Source organism: Kitasatospora sp. NPDC059827, from assembly GCF_042731675.1.
Lineage (GTDB): Bacteria > Actinomycetota > Actinomycetes > Streptomycetales > Streptomycetaceae > Kitasatospora.
In genome coordinates, this window is the sequence record NZ_JBHWIV010000008.1 from 134,833 (window position 1) to 147,819 (window position 12,987).

At 71.6% G+C, this 12,987-nt stretch carries 12 protein-coding genes; 2 read left to right on the forward strand and 10 right to left on the reverse strand.

What is annotated here, in order from left to right; all coding sequences use genetic code 11:
* Window positions 1-171: 171 nt before the first annotated feature.
* Complete coding sequence (locus tag ACFV8H_RS07770) at window positions 172-1,647, reverse strand: NAD(P)H-hydrate dehydratase (RefSeq protein ID WP_380397383.1); 1,476 nt, start codon at window positions 1,645-1,647, stop codon at window positions 172-174.
* 108 nt (window positions 1,648-1,755) lie between these two features.
* Here ACFV8H_RS07770 and ACFV8H_RS07775 point away from each other — a divergent pair, with 108 nt between their 5' ends.
* Entirely contained in the window at window positions 1,756-2,280 is a 525-nt protein-coding gene (locus tag ACFV8H_RS07775) for a Uma2 family endonuclease (RefSeq protein WP_380397385.1), read from the forward strand.
* A 39-nt stretch (window positions 2,281-2,319) separates the two neighbouring features.
* Here the strand turns inward: ACFV8H_RS07775 and glmS are convergent, their stop codons facing one another.
* Window positions 2,320-4,176: a glutamine--fructose-6-phosphate transaminase (isomerizing) gene (gene glmS, locus ACFV8H_RS07780; RefSeq protein WP_380397387.1), complete on the reverse strand. Its 1,857-nt coding sequence runs from the start codon at window positions 4,174-4,176 to the stop codon at window positions 2,320-2,322.
* Window positions 4,177-4,284: 108 nt separating this feature from the next.
* Between glmS and coaA the strand changes: the two genes are divergently transcribed.
* Window positions 4,285-5,280, forward strand: a complete 996-nt coding sequence (coaA, locus tag ACFV8H_RS07785; protein WP_380397389.1) for a type I pantothenate kinase — start codon at window positions 4,285-4,287, stop codon at window positions 5,278-5,280.
* A 62-nt stretch (window positions 5,281-5,342) separates the two neighbouring features.
* On the opposite strand, the gene glmM is transcribed toward coaA, so the two are convergent.
* From glmM to rpsK, 8 genes are all read right to left on the reverse strand, one after another.
* Window positions 5,343-6,707: a phosphoglucosamine mutase gene (glmM, locus tag ACFV8H_RS07790; RefSeq protein ID WP_380397391.1), complete on the reverse strand. Its 1,365-nt coding sequence runs from the start codon at window positions 6,705-6,707 to the stop codon at window positions 5,343-5,345.
* A gap of 162 nt (window positions 6,708-6,869) precedes the next feature.
* Entirely contained in the window at window positions 6,870-7,379 is a 510-nt protein-coding gene (gene rpsI / locus ACFV8H_RS07795; RefSeq protein WP_350503556.1) for a 30S ribosomal protein S9, read from the reverse strand.
* Window positions 7,380-7,424: 45 nt separating this feature from the next.
* Window positions 7,425-7,868 (reverse strand): 50S ribosomal protein L13, encoded by a 444-nt coding sequence (gene rplM / locus ACFV8H_RS07800; protein ID WP_030055846.1) that lies wholly within the window; start codon window positions 7,866-7,868, stop codon window positions 7,425-7,427.
* A 232-nt stretch (window positions 7,869-8,100) separates the two neighbouring features.
* Window positions 8,101-9,759: an ABC-F family ATP-binding cassette domain-containing protein gene (locus ACFV8H_RS07805; protein ID WP_380397393.1), complete on the reverse strand. Its 1,659-nt coding sequence runs from the start codon at window positions 9,757-9,759 to the stop codon at window positions 8,101-8,103.
* A gap of 41 nt (window positions 9,760-9,800) precedes the next feature.
* Window positions 9,801-10,712, reverse strand: coding sequence for a tRNA pseudouridine(38-40) synthase TruA (gene truA, locus ACFV8H_RS07810; protein ID WP_380397395.1), 912 nt, complete (start codon window positions 10,710-10,712; stop codon window positions 9,801-9,803).
* A gap of 79 nt (window positions 10,713-10,791) precedes the next feature.
* Window positions 10,792-11,271, reverse strand: a complete 480-nt coding sequence (rplQ, locus tag ACFV8H_RS07815; RefSeq protein WP_375882098.1) for a 50S ribosomal protein L17 — start codon at window positions 11,269-11,271, stop codon at window positions 10,792-10,794.
* 127 nt (window positions 11,272-11,398) lie between these two features.
* Window positions 11,399-12,421, reverse strand: coding sequence for a DNA-directed RNA polymerase subunit alpha (locus ACFV8H_RS07820; protein ID WP_380397397.1), 1,023 nt, complete (start codon window positions 12,419-12,421; stop codon window positions 11,399-11,401).
* 130 nt (window positions 12,422-12,551) lie between these two features.
* Window positions 12,552-12,959 (reverse strand): 30S ribosomal protein S11, encoded by a 408-nt coding sequence (gene rpsK, locus ACFV8H_RS07825; protein WP_030232513.1) that lies wholly within the window; start codon window positions 12,957-12,959, stop codon window positions 12,552-12,554.
* Window positions 12,960-12,987: the final 28 nt, after the last annotated feature.

Here is a 12,987-nt window from a genome sequence, read left to right on the forward strand (position 1 = left end):
AGTCCTCGCCGAACGGGCCTTCGGCGCGGCGGTCGGCACCGCGACCCCCCGCACCCCGCCGACCTGCGGCGGACGGCTCGTCCGCCCAATCCAGGACGCGGTGAACGGACGTCCCGGTTCCGGCCCGGCCCGGGGCGACGGGCCCGGCTACGGCTACGGCTACGGCTACGGCTACGGCCGCCGGACGGCCCGCCAGACCGTGGGCAGCGCCCCGGCCACCGCGAGCGCCGGCACCGGCGCCCCGGGCTCGCCCGCCGCCTCCCGGCCCGCCAGGCCGTGCAGGTAGGCGGCCACCGAGGCGGCGTCCAGCGGCGGCAGGCCCGCGGCCAGCAGCGAACCGGCCAGCCCGGCCAGGACGTCCCCACTGCCCGCGGTGGCCAGCCAGGAGGTGCCGGTGGGGTTCACCCGGACGGCCCCGCCCGGGTCGGCGACCACCGTGGTGGAGCCCTTGAGCAGCACGGTGGCCCGGTAGGCGGCGGCCAGTCGGCGGGCGGTGGCCAGCCGGGTGGCGGCCAAGTCGTCGGCGGCGGGCGGCGCGGTGCCGTCGGCGCCGGCCAGCAGCCGGGCGGCCTCGCCGGTGTGCGGGGTCAGCAGAGTGGGCGCGGTACGGCCGGCCAGCGCCTGCGGGCCGAGCCGGCCCAGCTCGGTCAGCCCGTCCGCGTCCACCAGCACCGGGACGTCGCTCGCCAGTGCCTCGACCAGCGCCTGCCGCGCCCCCTCGCCCCCGCCCGGCCCGACCACCCAGGCCTGCACCCGTCCGGCCCCGGCCGGGCCGCCCTCGGTGACCAGCGTCTCCGGGAAGCGGCGCACCACCTCCTCGGCCGCCGTGCCGACGTACCGGACGGCGCCCGCACCGCCGTGCAGCGCCCCGGCGACCGCCAGCAGGGCCGCCCCCGGGTACCGCGCCGAGCCGGCCGCCACCCCGACCACACCGCGCCGGTACTTGTCGCTCTCCGCGCCCGGCAGCGGCAGCAGCGCCGCCACGTCCGCGTGCTGCAGGGCCGTCACCTCCGGCCCGGGCGGTTCCAGGCCGATGTCCACCAGTTGCACCGCGCCCGCGTAGGAGGCCCCGGGGTCGACCAGCAGCCCGGGCTTGTAGGTGCCGAAGCAGACCGTGACGTCCGCGCGCAGCGCCGCCCCGGGCACCTCGCCGCTGTCCGCCTCGACCCCGCTGGGCAGGTCCACCGCCACCACGGTGCCGCGCCGCCCGGCCCGGGCGTACGGCTCCGCCTCGGGGCGCAGCCCGCCCCGGCCGCCGATGCCGACGATCCCGTCCAGCACCAGGTCCGCGCACGAGAAGTCGGCCAGGCCGACCTCCTGCTCCGCCGTCACCCGCCCGCCGGCCGCCCGCAGCGCGGCCAGCCCACCCGGGTGCGCCTTCGCCGGCGCCAGCAGCACCGCCGTCACCCGCGCCCCGCGCCGGGCCAGCGCCGCCCCGGCGTACAGCGCGTCACCCCCGTTGTCCCCACTGCCCGCCAGCACCGTCACCCGACTGCCGTACACCCGCCCCCGACGCCCGATCAGCAGCCGCGCACACGTCGCCGCCAACCCGGCCGCCGCCCGCTGCATCAGCGTGCCCTCCGGCAGCCGCGCCATCAGCTCCGCCTCCGCGGCCCGGACGGTTTCCACAGGGTGTGCATGACGCATGGGGAGAACTCCTTCGGCAGTCGGCCAGGACCAGGCCCCGGCCCCACTTTCGGGTGACTCTCCATCGATCCCCCGTCAGCACCGGGCGATACGCCTAGGTTGTCGCTCGTGGACATCCTTCACACGTTCCTAGGACTGCATGTGCCCCAGGGCTTCAAGATCGAACTCTTCGGAACCTACGAGGAGATCATCGTGACGGCTCCCCAGGACGGTGCGTGTGTGGACGCCATCGCCCGGTTCGCCCGCACCGTGGCGCGTGAAGCAGCCGAGGAGCTGTACGTCAGCACGCACAGGGGATTGATCACCCCGACGGGCCGGTTCGTGCCGGCCGCGACCGTGGCCCCCGTCGGACACTTCCAGAGCCAGGACCCATGGTCACTACCGACGGGCATTACGTGCGTCCTGGAGATCACGTCGACCAATCCGCGCAAGGAGCGCGAACCGAAACGCCTGGGCTACGCCGCTGCGGGAATCCCCTGCTACCTGCTGGTCGACCGCACCGACGGCACGGTCACGCTGTTCACCGAACCCGACGGCGGGGACTACATCACCCGGACCAAGGTCGAGTTCGGCAAGTCGATCGACCTGCCCGCCCCGTTCTCCTTCACGCTCGACACGGCGCCCCTGCGGTAGGGCACAGCCACCGCAGGGGCGCCGCGAACGGCCGGGCGACTACTCGACGGTGACCGACTTCGCCAGGTTGCGCGGCTGGTCGACCTCGTGGCCCTTGGCCGTGGCCAGCTCGCAGGCGAAGACCTGGAGCGGGACGGTGGAGACCAGCGGCTGGAGCAGGGTCGGGGTGGCCGGGATGCGGATCAGGTGGTCCGCGTACGGCACGACGGCCTCGTCGCCCTCCTCGGCGATCACGATCGTGCGGGCGCCGCGGGCCCGGATCTCCTGGATGTTGGAGACGATCTTGTCGTGCAGGATCGACCGCCCGCGCGGCGAGGGCACGACCACCACGACCGGCAGCCCCTCCTCGATCAGCGCGATCGGGCCGTGCTTGAGCTCGCCCGCCGCGAAGCCCTCGGCGTGCATGTAGGCGAGCTCCTTGAGCTTGAGCGCGCCCTCCAGGGCCACCGGGAAGCCGACGTGACGGCCGAGGAACAGCACCGAGCGGGCGTCGGCCAGCGAGCGGGCCAGCTCGCGCACCGGCTCCATGGTCTCCAGCACCTGCTCGACCTGCTTCGGCGCGTCGCCGAGCTCGCGGATGATGGTGAAGATCTCGTCGCCCCACTTGGTGCCGCGCACCTGGCCCAGGTACAGGGCGACCAGGTAGCAGGCGACCAGCTGGGTCAGGAACGCCTTGGTGGAGGCGACCGCGACCTCCGGTCCGGCGTGGGTGTACAGCACCGCGTCCGACTCGCGCGGGATGGTCGAGCCGTTGGTGTTGCAGATCGCCAGCACCTTGGCGCCCTGCTCACGGGCGTGCCGCAGGGCCATCAGGGTGTCCATGGTCTCGCCGGACTGCGAGATGGCGATGACCAGCGTGCCGGGGCCCATGATCGGGTCGCGGTAGCGGAACTCCGAGGCGACCTCGACCTCGCAGGGGATGCGGGTCCAGTGCTCGATCGCGTACTTGGCGATCATGCCGGCGTGGAAGGCCGTGCCGCAGGCGACGATGACGACCTTGTCGACCGAGCGCAGGTCGGCGTCGGAGATCCGCAGCTCGTCGAGGGTCAGCCGGCCGTCGGTGCCGATCCGGCCGAGGAGGGTGTCGGCGACGGCCTTCGGCTGCTCGGCGATCTCCTTGAGCATGAAGTAGTCGTAGCCGCCCTTCTCGGCGGCGGAGGCGTCCCAGTCGACGTGGTACTCGCGCACCTCGGCCGGGTTGCCGTCGAAGTCGGTGACGGTCACGCCCTCCCGGCGCAGCTCGACGACCTGGTCCTGGCCCAGCTCGATCGCCTCGCGGGTGTGCGCGATGAAGGCGGCGACGTCGGAGGCGAGGAAGTTCTCGCCCTCGCCGCGGCCCACCACGAGCGGGGAGTTGCGGCGGGCGCCGACCACCACGTCGGGCGAGTCGGCGTGGACGGCGACGAGGGTGAAGGCGCCGTCCAGCCGGCGGCAGACGACGCGCATGGCCTCGGCCAGGTCACCGTCGTAGGCCTCGCCGAGCAGGTGGGCGACGACCTCGGTGTCGGTCTCGGACCGGAGGGTGTGGCCGCGCTCGGCGATCTCGGCCCGCAGCTGGGCGAAGTTCTCGATGATGCCGTTGTGGACCACGGCCACCCGGCGCTCGTCGTCCAGGTGGGGGTGGGCATTGGCGTCCGTCGGGCCGCCGTGGGTGGCCCAACGGGTGTGGCCGATGCCGGTGGTGCCGCCGGGGAGGGGGGACTCGGCGAGCGACTTCTCCAGGTTGCCGAGCTTTCCGGCCCGCTTGTCGGTGACCAGACTCCACTGCCCCTGGGAGTCCTGCGCCTGCACCGCGACACCGGCCGAGTCATAGCCCCGGTACTCCAGTCGCTGCAGGCCCGCGATTACTACGTCGAGGGCGGACTGCGCGCCCACGTATCCAACAATTCCGCACATGCGTGCCAGCATAAGGGCGGTTCTGTGGCCGTTTTCCCGTCTTTCCCGGCTCGCCCCAACCCTGCGTGACCGACACCACAACCACGGTGAACACCGCTACGGCTCACAATGGAGCATGTGCTGACCGAACTCTGTACGCGGGGCGCCGCCACGCCCGGCCCGTCCCCGTCCCCCTACGTGGACCTCAGCCGGGCCGAGTGGAGCGCACTGCGCGAGCGTACGCCACTTCCGCTGACCGCCGAGGAGGTGGAGCAGCTGCGCGGCCTCGGCACGGCACTCGACCTCGACGAGGTGCGTGACGTCTACCTGCCGCTGTCCCGGCTGCTGAACCTCTACATCCACGCCACGCACGAACTGCGCGGCGCGGTGGGCACGTTCCTGGACACCCCGGACACCGAACGCACCCGTACGCCGTTCATCATCGGCGTGGCCGGCTCGGTGGCCGTCGGCAAGTCCACCACCGCCCGCCTGCTCCAGGCCCTGCTGGCCCGCTGGCCCGAGCACCCGCGGGTGGAGCTGGTCACCACCGACGGCTTCCTGCTGCCCAACGCCGAGCTGCGCCGCCGCGGCCTGATGGCCCGCAAGGGCTTCCCCGAGTCGTACGACCGCCGGGCCCTGATGCGCTTCGTCGCGGACGTGAAGGCGGGCAAGGAGCTGGTGACGGCGCCGGTGTACTCGCACCTGGTGTACGACATCGTGCAGGACCAGCGGCTGACGGTGGAGCGCCCGGACATCCTGATCGTCGAGGGCCTGAACGTGCTCCAGCCGGCCCTGCCCGGCACCGACGGCCGGACCAGGCTCGCGGTGGCGGACTACTTCGACTTCTCGATCTACGTCGACGCCCGCACCGATGACATCGAGCACTGGTACCTGGACCGCTTCCGCAAGCTGCGGCAGACGGCCTTCCAGGACCCGAACTCCTACTTCACCCGGTTCACCGAGGTGCCGGAGGAGGAGGCGATGGAGTACGGCCGACAGGTCTGGCGCACCATCAACAAGCCGAATCTGCTGGAGAACGTGCTGCCGACCCGCGGCCGGGCCACCCTGGTCCTGCAGAAGGGCGCCGACCACAAGGTCCGCCGGGCGCTGCTGCGCAAGCTCTGACCGGGCGCAGGACACGGCGAAGGGCCCCCGCGCGGGGGCCCTTCGTGGTCTCCGGGGCGGGCTCAGCCCAGGTGGGTGCGGACCGCCTCGGCGAGGCGCTGCCCGACGGCCTCGGCCTGCACCGGGTCGGCGGCCTCGACCATGACCCGGACCAGCGGCTCGGTGCCGGAGGAGCGCAGCAGCACCCGGCCGGTGGCGCCCAGCTCGGCCTCGGCGGCGGCGACCGCGGCGGCCAGCTCGGTGCTGGTGCCCACCCGGCCCTTGTCGACGCCCTTGACGTTGATCAGCACCTGCGGCAGCCGGGTCATCACGGCGGCCAGGTCGGCCAGCGGCTGCTTGGTGGCGGCCAGTCGGGCGCCCAGCATCAGGCCGGTCAGGGTGCCGTCGCCGGTGGTGGCGTGGTCCAGCAGGATGACGTGGCCGGACTGCTCGCCGCCCAGCGCGAAGCCGTGCTCCTTCATCGCCTCCAGCACGTAGCGGTCGCCGACGGCGGTCTCCACCAGGTCGATGCCCTCGCGCTCCATCGCCAGCTTGAAGCCGAGGTTGGACATCACGGTGGCGACCGCGGTGTTGCGGCGCAGGGTGCCGGCCTCCTTCATGGCGACGGCGAGGATGGCGATGATCTGGTCGCCGTCCACCTCGTCGCCCTCGGCGTCGGCGGCCAGGCAGCGGTCCGCGTCGCCGTCCAGGGCGATGCCGAGGTCGGCCCGGTACTCCTTCATCGCGACGCGCAGCCGGTCCAGGTGGGTGGAGCCGACGCCGTCGTTGATGTTGAGGCCGGTGGGCTCCGCCCCCAGGGTGTGGACGACCTCGGCACCGGCCCGGGCGAAGGCCTCGGGGGCGACGTAGGCGGCCGCGCCGTGGGCGCCGTCGATGACGACCCGGATGCCGTCCAGGCGGTTGGGCAGCACGCCGATCAGGTGGGCAACGTACTTGTCGAAGCCCTCGGTGTACTCGCGGACCCGGCCGACGGCGGCACCGGTCGGGCGGTTCCAGTCCTCGCCGCCGACGGTGTGCTTGCGGTAGTGGGCCTCGATCGCGTCCTCGATCCGGTCGTCCAGCTTGTGGCCGCCGCGGGCGAGGAACTTGATGCCGTTGTCCGGCATGGCGTTGTGGCTGGCGGACAGCATCACGCCGAAGTCGGCGCCGAGCGCGCCGGTGAGGTACGCCACGGCGGGGGTGGGGAGGACGCCGACCCGGAGCACGTCGACGCCGGAGCTGGCCAGGCCCGCGATGACCGCGGCCTCCAGGAACTCGCCCGAGGCACGGGGGTCACGGCCGACCACCGCGACCGGCCGGTGCCCGTCGAACGCGCCGGCCTCGCCGAGCACGTGGGAGGCCGCGACCGACAGGCCGAGCGCCAGCTCCGCCGTCAGGCCCTCGTTGGCCACACCGCGTACGCCGTCCGTACCGAAGAGTCGTCCCACTGTCCCGTCCTCCATCACCATGCTCGGAACCCACCGTTGATCCCGGCCGCCGCACGTTAGCCGGGGAACACGTCGCCCCGGAGTACACGAGGTACTCCGGGGCTACGGTTTGCGCAACCAGGGGGTGCGCCGCCAGGGCGGTACGCACCCCCGGGGACGCGATTAGCGCTTGCTGTACTGCGGCGCCTTGCGGGCCTTCTTGAGACCGGCCTTCTTGCGCTCGACGGCACGGGCGTCACGCATCAGGAAGCCGGCCTTCTTGAGGGCGGCGCGGTTGTTGTCCACGTCGGCCTCGTTCAGGGCACGGGCGACGCCGAGGCGCAGCGCGTAGGCCTGGCCGGAGACGCCGCCACCGCTGATGCGGGCGACGACGTCGTAACGGCCGTCCAGCTCGAGGAGCTTGAAGGGCTCGTTCACGGTCTGCTGGTGCACCTTGTTCGGGAAGTAACCCTCGAGGGTGCGACCGTTGATCTTCCACTGGCCGGTGCCGGGGACGATGCGCACGCGGGCGATCGCCTCCTTGCGACGGCCGAGGCCGGCGCCCGGGGTGGCCTCGCCGAAGCGGCCGGCCAGGGACTCGGAGGTGTAGCTCTCCTCGGAGGTGTACTCGCCCTCGACGGCCTCAACGGCCTCGTCGAAGTCGACCTCAAGGGTTTCAGTGGTCTCGGCCACGATGTTCCTCAGCTCTTTTCAGTGTTGGGGGGCTTGGTGGCCGAATTACTGCGCGACCTGGGTGATCTCGAACGGCACCGGCTGCTGGGCAGCGTGGGGGTGCTGGTCGCCCGAGTAGACCTTCAGCTTGGAGAGCATCTGGCGGCCCAGGCTGTTCTTGGGGATCATGCCCTTGATGGCCTTCTCGACGGCCTTCTCCGGGTTGTTCGCCAGCAGGTCGTCGTAGCGCACCGAGCGCAGACCGCCCGGGAAGCCCGAGTGGCGGTAGGCCAGCTTCTGGGTCTTCTTGTTACCGGACAGGTGCACCTTGTCGGCGTTGATGATGATGACGAAGTCACCAGTGTCAACGTGCGGCGCGTAGATCGCCTTGTGCTTGCCCCGGAGGAGGTTGGCGGCCTGGGAGGCCAGGCGGCCCAGCACGACGTCGGTCGCGTCGATGACGTGCCACTGACGCTGGACGTCGCCGGGCTTGGGGCTGTACGTACGCACGGTCGTAGCCTTCGCTTTTCAGTGAGTGAGTCCTGACAGGAGCACCCGGACGGAAGAGCAGCCTGATCAGCCTTGGACGCAATTCAAGGGTGACCGCTGGTCGTCGACCTGATGTCTCCGGCGTACCGACCTCTCACGTGAGATAGAGCGAGCCAATACGCACATCAAGCGTCCAGGTTACCGGGCGGGCGGGGAGCGGTCAAAAATCGCCGGCCGCCCACCCCGTCGTCACTCAGCGTTCGCGCTCCACCCGGGTGACGTCCCAGACCGGTTCGGACGACTCGAAGACCTTCCCGTCCGCGCCGAAGACCAGGAAGCGGTCGAAGGTCTTGGCGAACCAGCGGTCGTGGGTGACGCACAGCACCGTGCCCTCGAAGGCCTCCAGACCGGTCTGCAGCGCCTCGGCGCTCTCCAGGTCCAGGTTGTCGGTCGGCTCGTCGAGCAACAGGGCCGTCACGCCGGAGAGTTCGAGCTTGAGGATCATCAGCCGGGCCTGCTGTCCGCCGGACAGCGACTCGAACTTCTGCTCCTCCTGGCGGTCCAGCTCGTACCGGCGCAGCGCGCCCATCGCGGCGCCGCGGCTGAGCGCGTGCTCCTCCTCGATGATCGAGCGGACGGTGCGGCCGAACAGCTCCGGGTGGGCGTGGGTCTGCCGGAAGTGGCCGGGGACGACCCGGGCGCCGAGCTTCCAGGCCCCGGTGTGCTCGACCGTGGTGTCGCCCGCGAGCAGCCGCAGGAGGTGCGACTTGCCGGCGCCGTTGGCGCCGAGCACCCCGATCCGCTCGCCGTAGAAGACCTCCAGGTCGAAGGGCTGCATCAGGCCGGTGAGCTCCAGCCGCTCCAGGGTGAAGGAGCGCATGCCGGTGCGCCCGCCCTTGAGCCGCATGGTGATGCTCTGCTCGCGCGGGGGCTCCTCCGGGCGGCCGGCCTCCTCGAACTTCTTCAGCCGGGTCTGGGCGGCGGCGTAGCGGGTGGCGAGGGCGTGGCTGACGGAGGCCGCCTGGCGCAGCGTGACGACCAGCTTCTTGAGCTTGGCGTGCTCCTCGTCCCACCGGCGGCCCAGTTCCTCGAACCGCGCGAAGCGGTCCTTGCGGGCCTCGTGGAAGCTGTCGAAGCCGCCGCCGTGCACCCAGACGCTGCTGCCGGCGGCGCCGGACTCGACGCTGATGATCTTGTCCGCAGACTTGGAGAGCAGCTCACGGTCGTGCGAGATGAACAGGACGGTCTTCGAGGTGGCCTTGAGGGCCTCCTCCAGCCAGCGCTTGGCCGGTACGTCCAGGTAGTTGTCCGGCTCGTCGAGCAGCAGCACCTCTTCGGGGCCGCGCAGCAGCGCCTCCAGCACCAGCCGCTTCTGCTCGCCGCCGGAGAGGGTGTTCAGGCCGCGCCACTGGGCCTTGTCGAAGGGCATCCCGAGGGCCGCCATGGTGCAGACGTCCCAGTCGGTCTCGTAGTCGTAGCCGCCGACGTCCGCCCAGTCGGAGAGCGCCTGGGCGTAGGCCATCTGCGTCTTCTCGTCGTCCTGGGCGATCATCGCCAGCTCGGCGGCGTCCACCGCGCGGGCGGCCACGGCGATCCGCTCGGGGGCGACCGAGACCAGCAGGTCGCGCACCGAGGCGTCGGCGGGCAGGGCCCCCGGGGTGGCGCTCTGGTCCTCGCGGCCGGTGGTGCCGACGAACTGGCGCATCACGCCGAGCCCGCCGCTGATCGTCACCGTGCCGCCATGCGGCTGGATGTCCCCCGCGATCATGCGCAGCAGGGTGGTCTTGCCGGCGCCGTTGGCGCCGACCAACGCGACCGCGGCGCCCTCGCCGACCCGGAAGGACGCGTCGTCGAACAGCACCCGCCCGTCCGGCAGGTAGTACTCCAGGTGCGAAATCTCGACGTGTCCCATGGGAGCGATTGTCCCAAGCGGACGCCCCGGGCCAAAACGGATTACGCGACGGCCGGCTGCCCGGGCAGCGTACGCATCCGCCGCGCCTGCCGGTTCCGCTCGGCGAGCTGGTCGTCCGGCGGGTAGCCGACCTCCTCCAGCGTGAGCCCGTACGGCCGGATCACGTTGACGGCCGAGTTGCGCACCCCGCCGGCCAGCACCTCGCCGGGGAACTCCACCGGCCGGTGCCCGTCACCGACCAGCAGCATCGCGCCGACCAGCGCCCGGACCATGTTGTGGCAGAAGGCGTCGGCCCGCACGGTGGCGACCGCGAGGCTGCCCTCCTGGCTGGCGTAGCTGTCCACCGGGACGCGGTCCCAGTGCAGCTCCAGCAGGGTCCGGATGGTGGTGGCGCCCTCGCGCTTCTTGCAGTACGCGGCGAAGTCGTGCTCGCCGAGCAGCAGCTTCGCGGCCTCGTTCATCCGGTCCACGTCCAGCGGCCGGTCGTGCCACAGCACGTGCCCGCGCAGCAGCGGGTCGACCCCGCCGGGGTGGTCGGCGACCCGGTAGGCGTAGCGGCGCCAGATCGCCGAGAAGCGGGCGTCGAAGCCGGCCGGCGCCTCGCCGACCCGGTAGATCCGGACGTCCCCGGGCAGCCGGCCGGCCAGCCGGCGCAGCAGCTTCTCCCGGTGCGCCTCCCACAGCTCGGCCGGCAGGTCGACGTGGGCGACCTGGCCGCGGGCGTGGACGCCGGCGTCGGTGCGGCCGGCCACGGTCAGCGGGAACAGCTCCGGGCTGCGGGTGACGATCTGCAGCGCGGTCTCGATCTCCTCCTGGACCGTCCGGCGGCCGCCCTTCTGGCGGGCCCAGCCGGAGAACTCGGCGCCCTGGTAGGCGAGGTCGAGCCGGACCCGGACGCGGCCCTCGGCCGGGCCGTCCTTCACCGGTGGCTGCTCGGCGCAATCGTTGACCACTTGCTCCTGCTCCTACGAATAAGGAACGGGCCCGCTCCCCCATCGCTGGGAGAGCGGGCCCGCATCACACCTGGAGGTGTCAGGCCTGCTCGGCGGCCTCGGCCTCGTCGGCCTTGGTCTCGACGGCGGCGGCCTGGTCGGCCTCCTTGACGGCACGCTTGGTGGCGCCCTCGGCCTCGCCGACGGCGGTCTGCGCGACGGTCAGCGCCTCGACCAGCTCGATCACGGCCATCGGGGCGTTGTCGCCACGACGGGGACCGATCTTGGTGATACGGGTGTAACCACCCGGGCGGTTCTCGTAGCGCGGCGCGATCTCGGTGAAGAGGGTGTGCAGCACCGAGATGTCGGTGATGGTCTTGCGCACCAGGCGACGGTTGTGGATGTCGCCCTTCTTCGCCTTGGTGATCAGCTTCTCCGCCAGCGGGCGCATCCGACGGGCCTTGGCCTCGGTCGTGGTGATGCGGCCGTACTGGAACAGCTCCCGGCACAGACCGGCGAGCAGCAGCGGCTCGTGGTGCGGGCCGCCGCCGAGGCGGGCACCCTTGGTGGGACGCGGCATGGTGACTCCTTGGATCTCCGACTACGGCCGTACCAGGTACCGCAGCGGGCGTACCGGCACTGTTGCCGGTACGACTTGCCATGACGACGGGGGCGGCTCCGTGGAACCGCCCCCGCGGCCAAATCTCTTAGTACTGCTCGGTCTCCGCGTAACCCGCGTCGTCCAGGTCGTCGGCGCCGAAGGCGTCGGCGGCGGCGGTCGGGTCGAACCCGGGCGGGCTGTCCTTGAGGGCCAGGCCCATGCCGGCCAGCTTCGCCTTGACCTCGTCGATCGACTTCGCACCGAAGTTGCGGATGTCGAGCAGGTCGGCCTCGGAGCGGGCGACGAGCTCACCCACGGTGTGGATGCCCTCGCGCTTGAGGCAGTTGTACGACCGAACGGTGAGCTCCAGCTCCTCGATCGGCAGCGCCAGGTCGGCGGCCAGGGCGGCGTCCGTCGGGGACGGGCCCATGTCGATGCCCTCGGCGTCGATGTTCAGCTCGCGGGCGAGGCCGAACAGCTCCACCAGGGTCTTGCCGGCCGAGGCCATGGCGTCGCGCGGACGCATGGCGGGCTTGGTCTCGACGTCGACGATCAGCTTGTCGAAGTCGGTCCGCTGCTCGACACGGGTGGCCTCGACCTTGTAGGTGACCTTCAGCACGGGGCTGTAGATCGAGTCGACCGGGATGCGGCCGATCTCCTGGCCGGAGGCCTTGTTCTGGACGGCGGAGACGTAGCCGCGACCGCGCTCGACGGTCAGCTCCATCTCCAGCTTGCCCTTGCCGTTCAGCGTGGCGAGGACCAGCTCGGGGTTGTGCACCTCGACACCCGCCGGCGGGGCGATGTCGGCGGCGGTCACGATGCCCGGGCCCTGCTTGCGCAGGTACATCACGACCGGCTCGTCGTGCTCCGAGGAGACGACCAGCTGCTTGATGTTGAGGATGAGGTCGGTCACGTCCTCCTTGACGCCCGGCACGGTGGTGAACTCGTGCAGGACGCCGTCGACGCGGATGCTGGTGACAGCGGCACCCGGGATCGACGACAGGAGCGTGCGGCGCAGGGAGTTGCCGAGGGTGTAGCCGAAGCCCGGCTCGAGCGGCTCGATCACGAACCGCGAGCGGAACTCGTCGACGACCTCTTCGGTCAGCGAGGGGCGCTGAGCGATAAGCATGGGGGGTGTTCCTCCAGTTGTCTTCGGCACCCACTATTTGATGCCGACAGGACCAAGCGTACGGGGTCCCGCAGAAAACAGGACCCCGTACGTGGTTTAAAGCGTTACCCGCGTGCCCGAAGGCGCTGCGTCAGACGCGGCGGCGCTTCGGCGGACGGCAGCCGTTGTGCGGGGTGGGGGTGACGTCCTGGATCGAGCCGACCTCCAGGCCGGTGGCCTGGAGCGAACGGATCGCGGTCTCGCGGCCGGAGCCCGGACCCTTCACGAAGACGTCGACCTTGCGCATGCCGTGCTCCTGCGCGCGACGGGCAGCGGCCTCGGCGGCCATCTGCGCGGCGAACGGGGTGGACTTGCGCGAGCCCTTGAAGCCGACGTGGCCGGCGGAGGCCCAGGAGATCACGTTGCCCGCGGGGTCGGTGATCGAAACGATGGTGTTGTTGAACGTGCTCTTGATGTGCGCGTGGCCGTGAGCGACGTTCTTCTTTTCCTTGCGGCGGATCTTCTTCGCGCCGGCAGCCTGACGACCCTTGGGGGGCATAAGTCTGTTCTCCTACTGAGGTGGTCGG

Excerpts from the sequence above, each read along its gene's own strand:
- coaA (WP_380397389.1), top strand. The coding sequence starts at position 4,285 with ATGGAGCATGTGCTGACCGAACTCTGTACGCGGGGCGCCGCCACGCCC.
- ACFV8H_RS07770 (WP_380397383.1), bottom strand. The coding sequence starts at position 1,647 with ATGCGTCATGCACACCCTGTGGAAACCGTCCGGGCCGCGGAGGCGGAG.
- rpsK (WP_030232513.1), bottom strand. The coding sequence starts at position 12,959 with ATGCCCCCCAAGGGTCGTCAGGCTGCCGGCGCGAAGAAGATCCGCCGC.
- ACFV8H_RS07805 (WP_380397393.1), bottom strand. The coding sequence starts at position 9,759 with ATGGGACACGTCGAGATTTCGCACCTGGAGTACTACCTGCCGGACGGG.
- glmS (WP_380397387.1), bottom strand. The coding sequence starts at position 4,176 with ATGTGCGGAATTGTTGGATACGTGGGCGCGCAGTCCGCCCTCGACGTA.
- rplQ (WP_375882098.1), bottom strand. The coding sequence starts at position 11,271 with ATGCCGCGTCCCACCAAGGGTGCCCGCCTCGGCGGCGGCCCGCACCAC.
- ACFV8H_RS07820 (WP_380397397.1), bottom strand. The coding sequence starts at position 12,421 with ATGCTTATCGCTCAGCGCCCCTCGCTGACCGAAGAGGTCGTCGACGAG.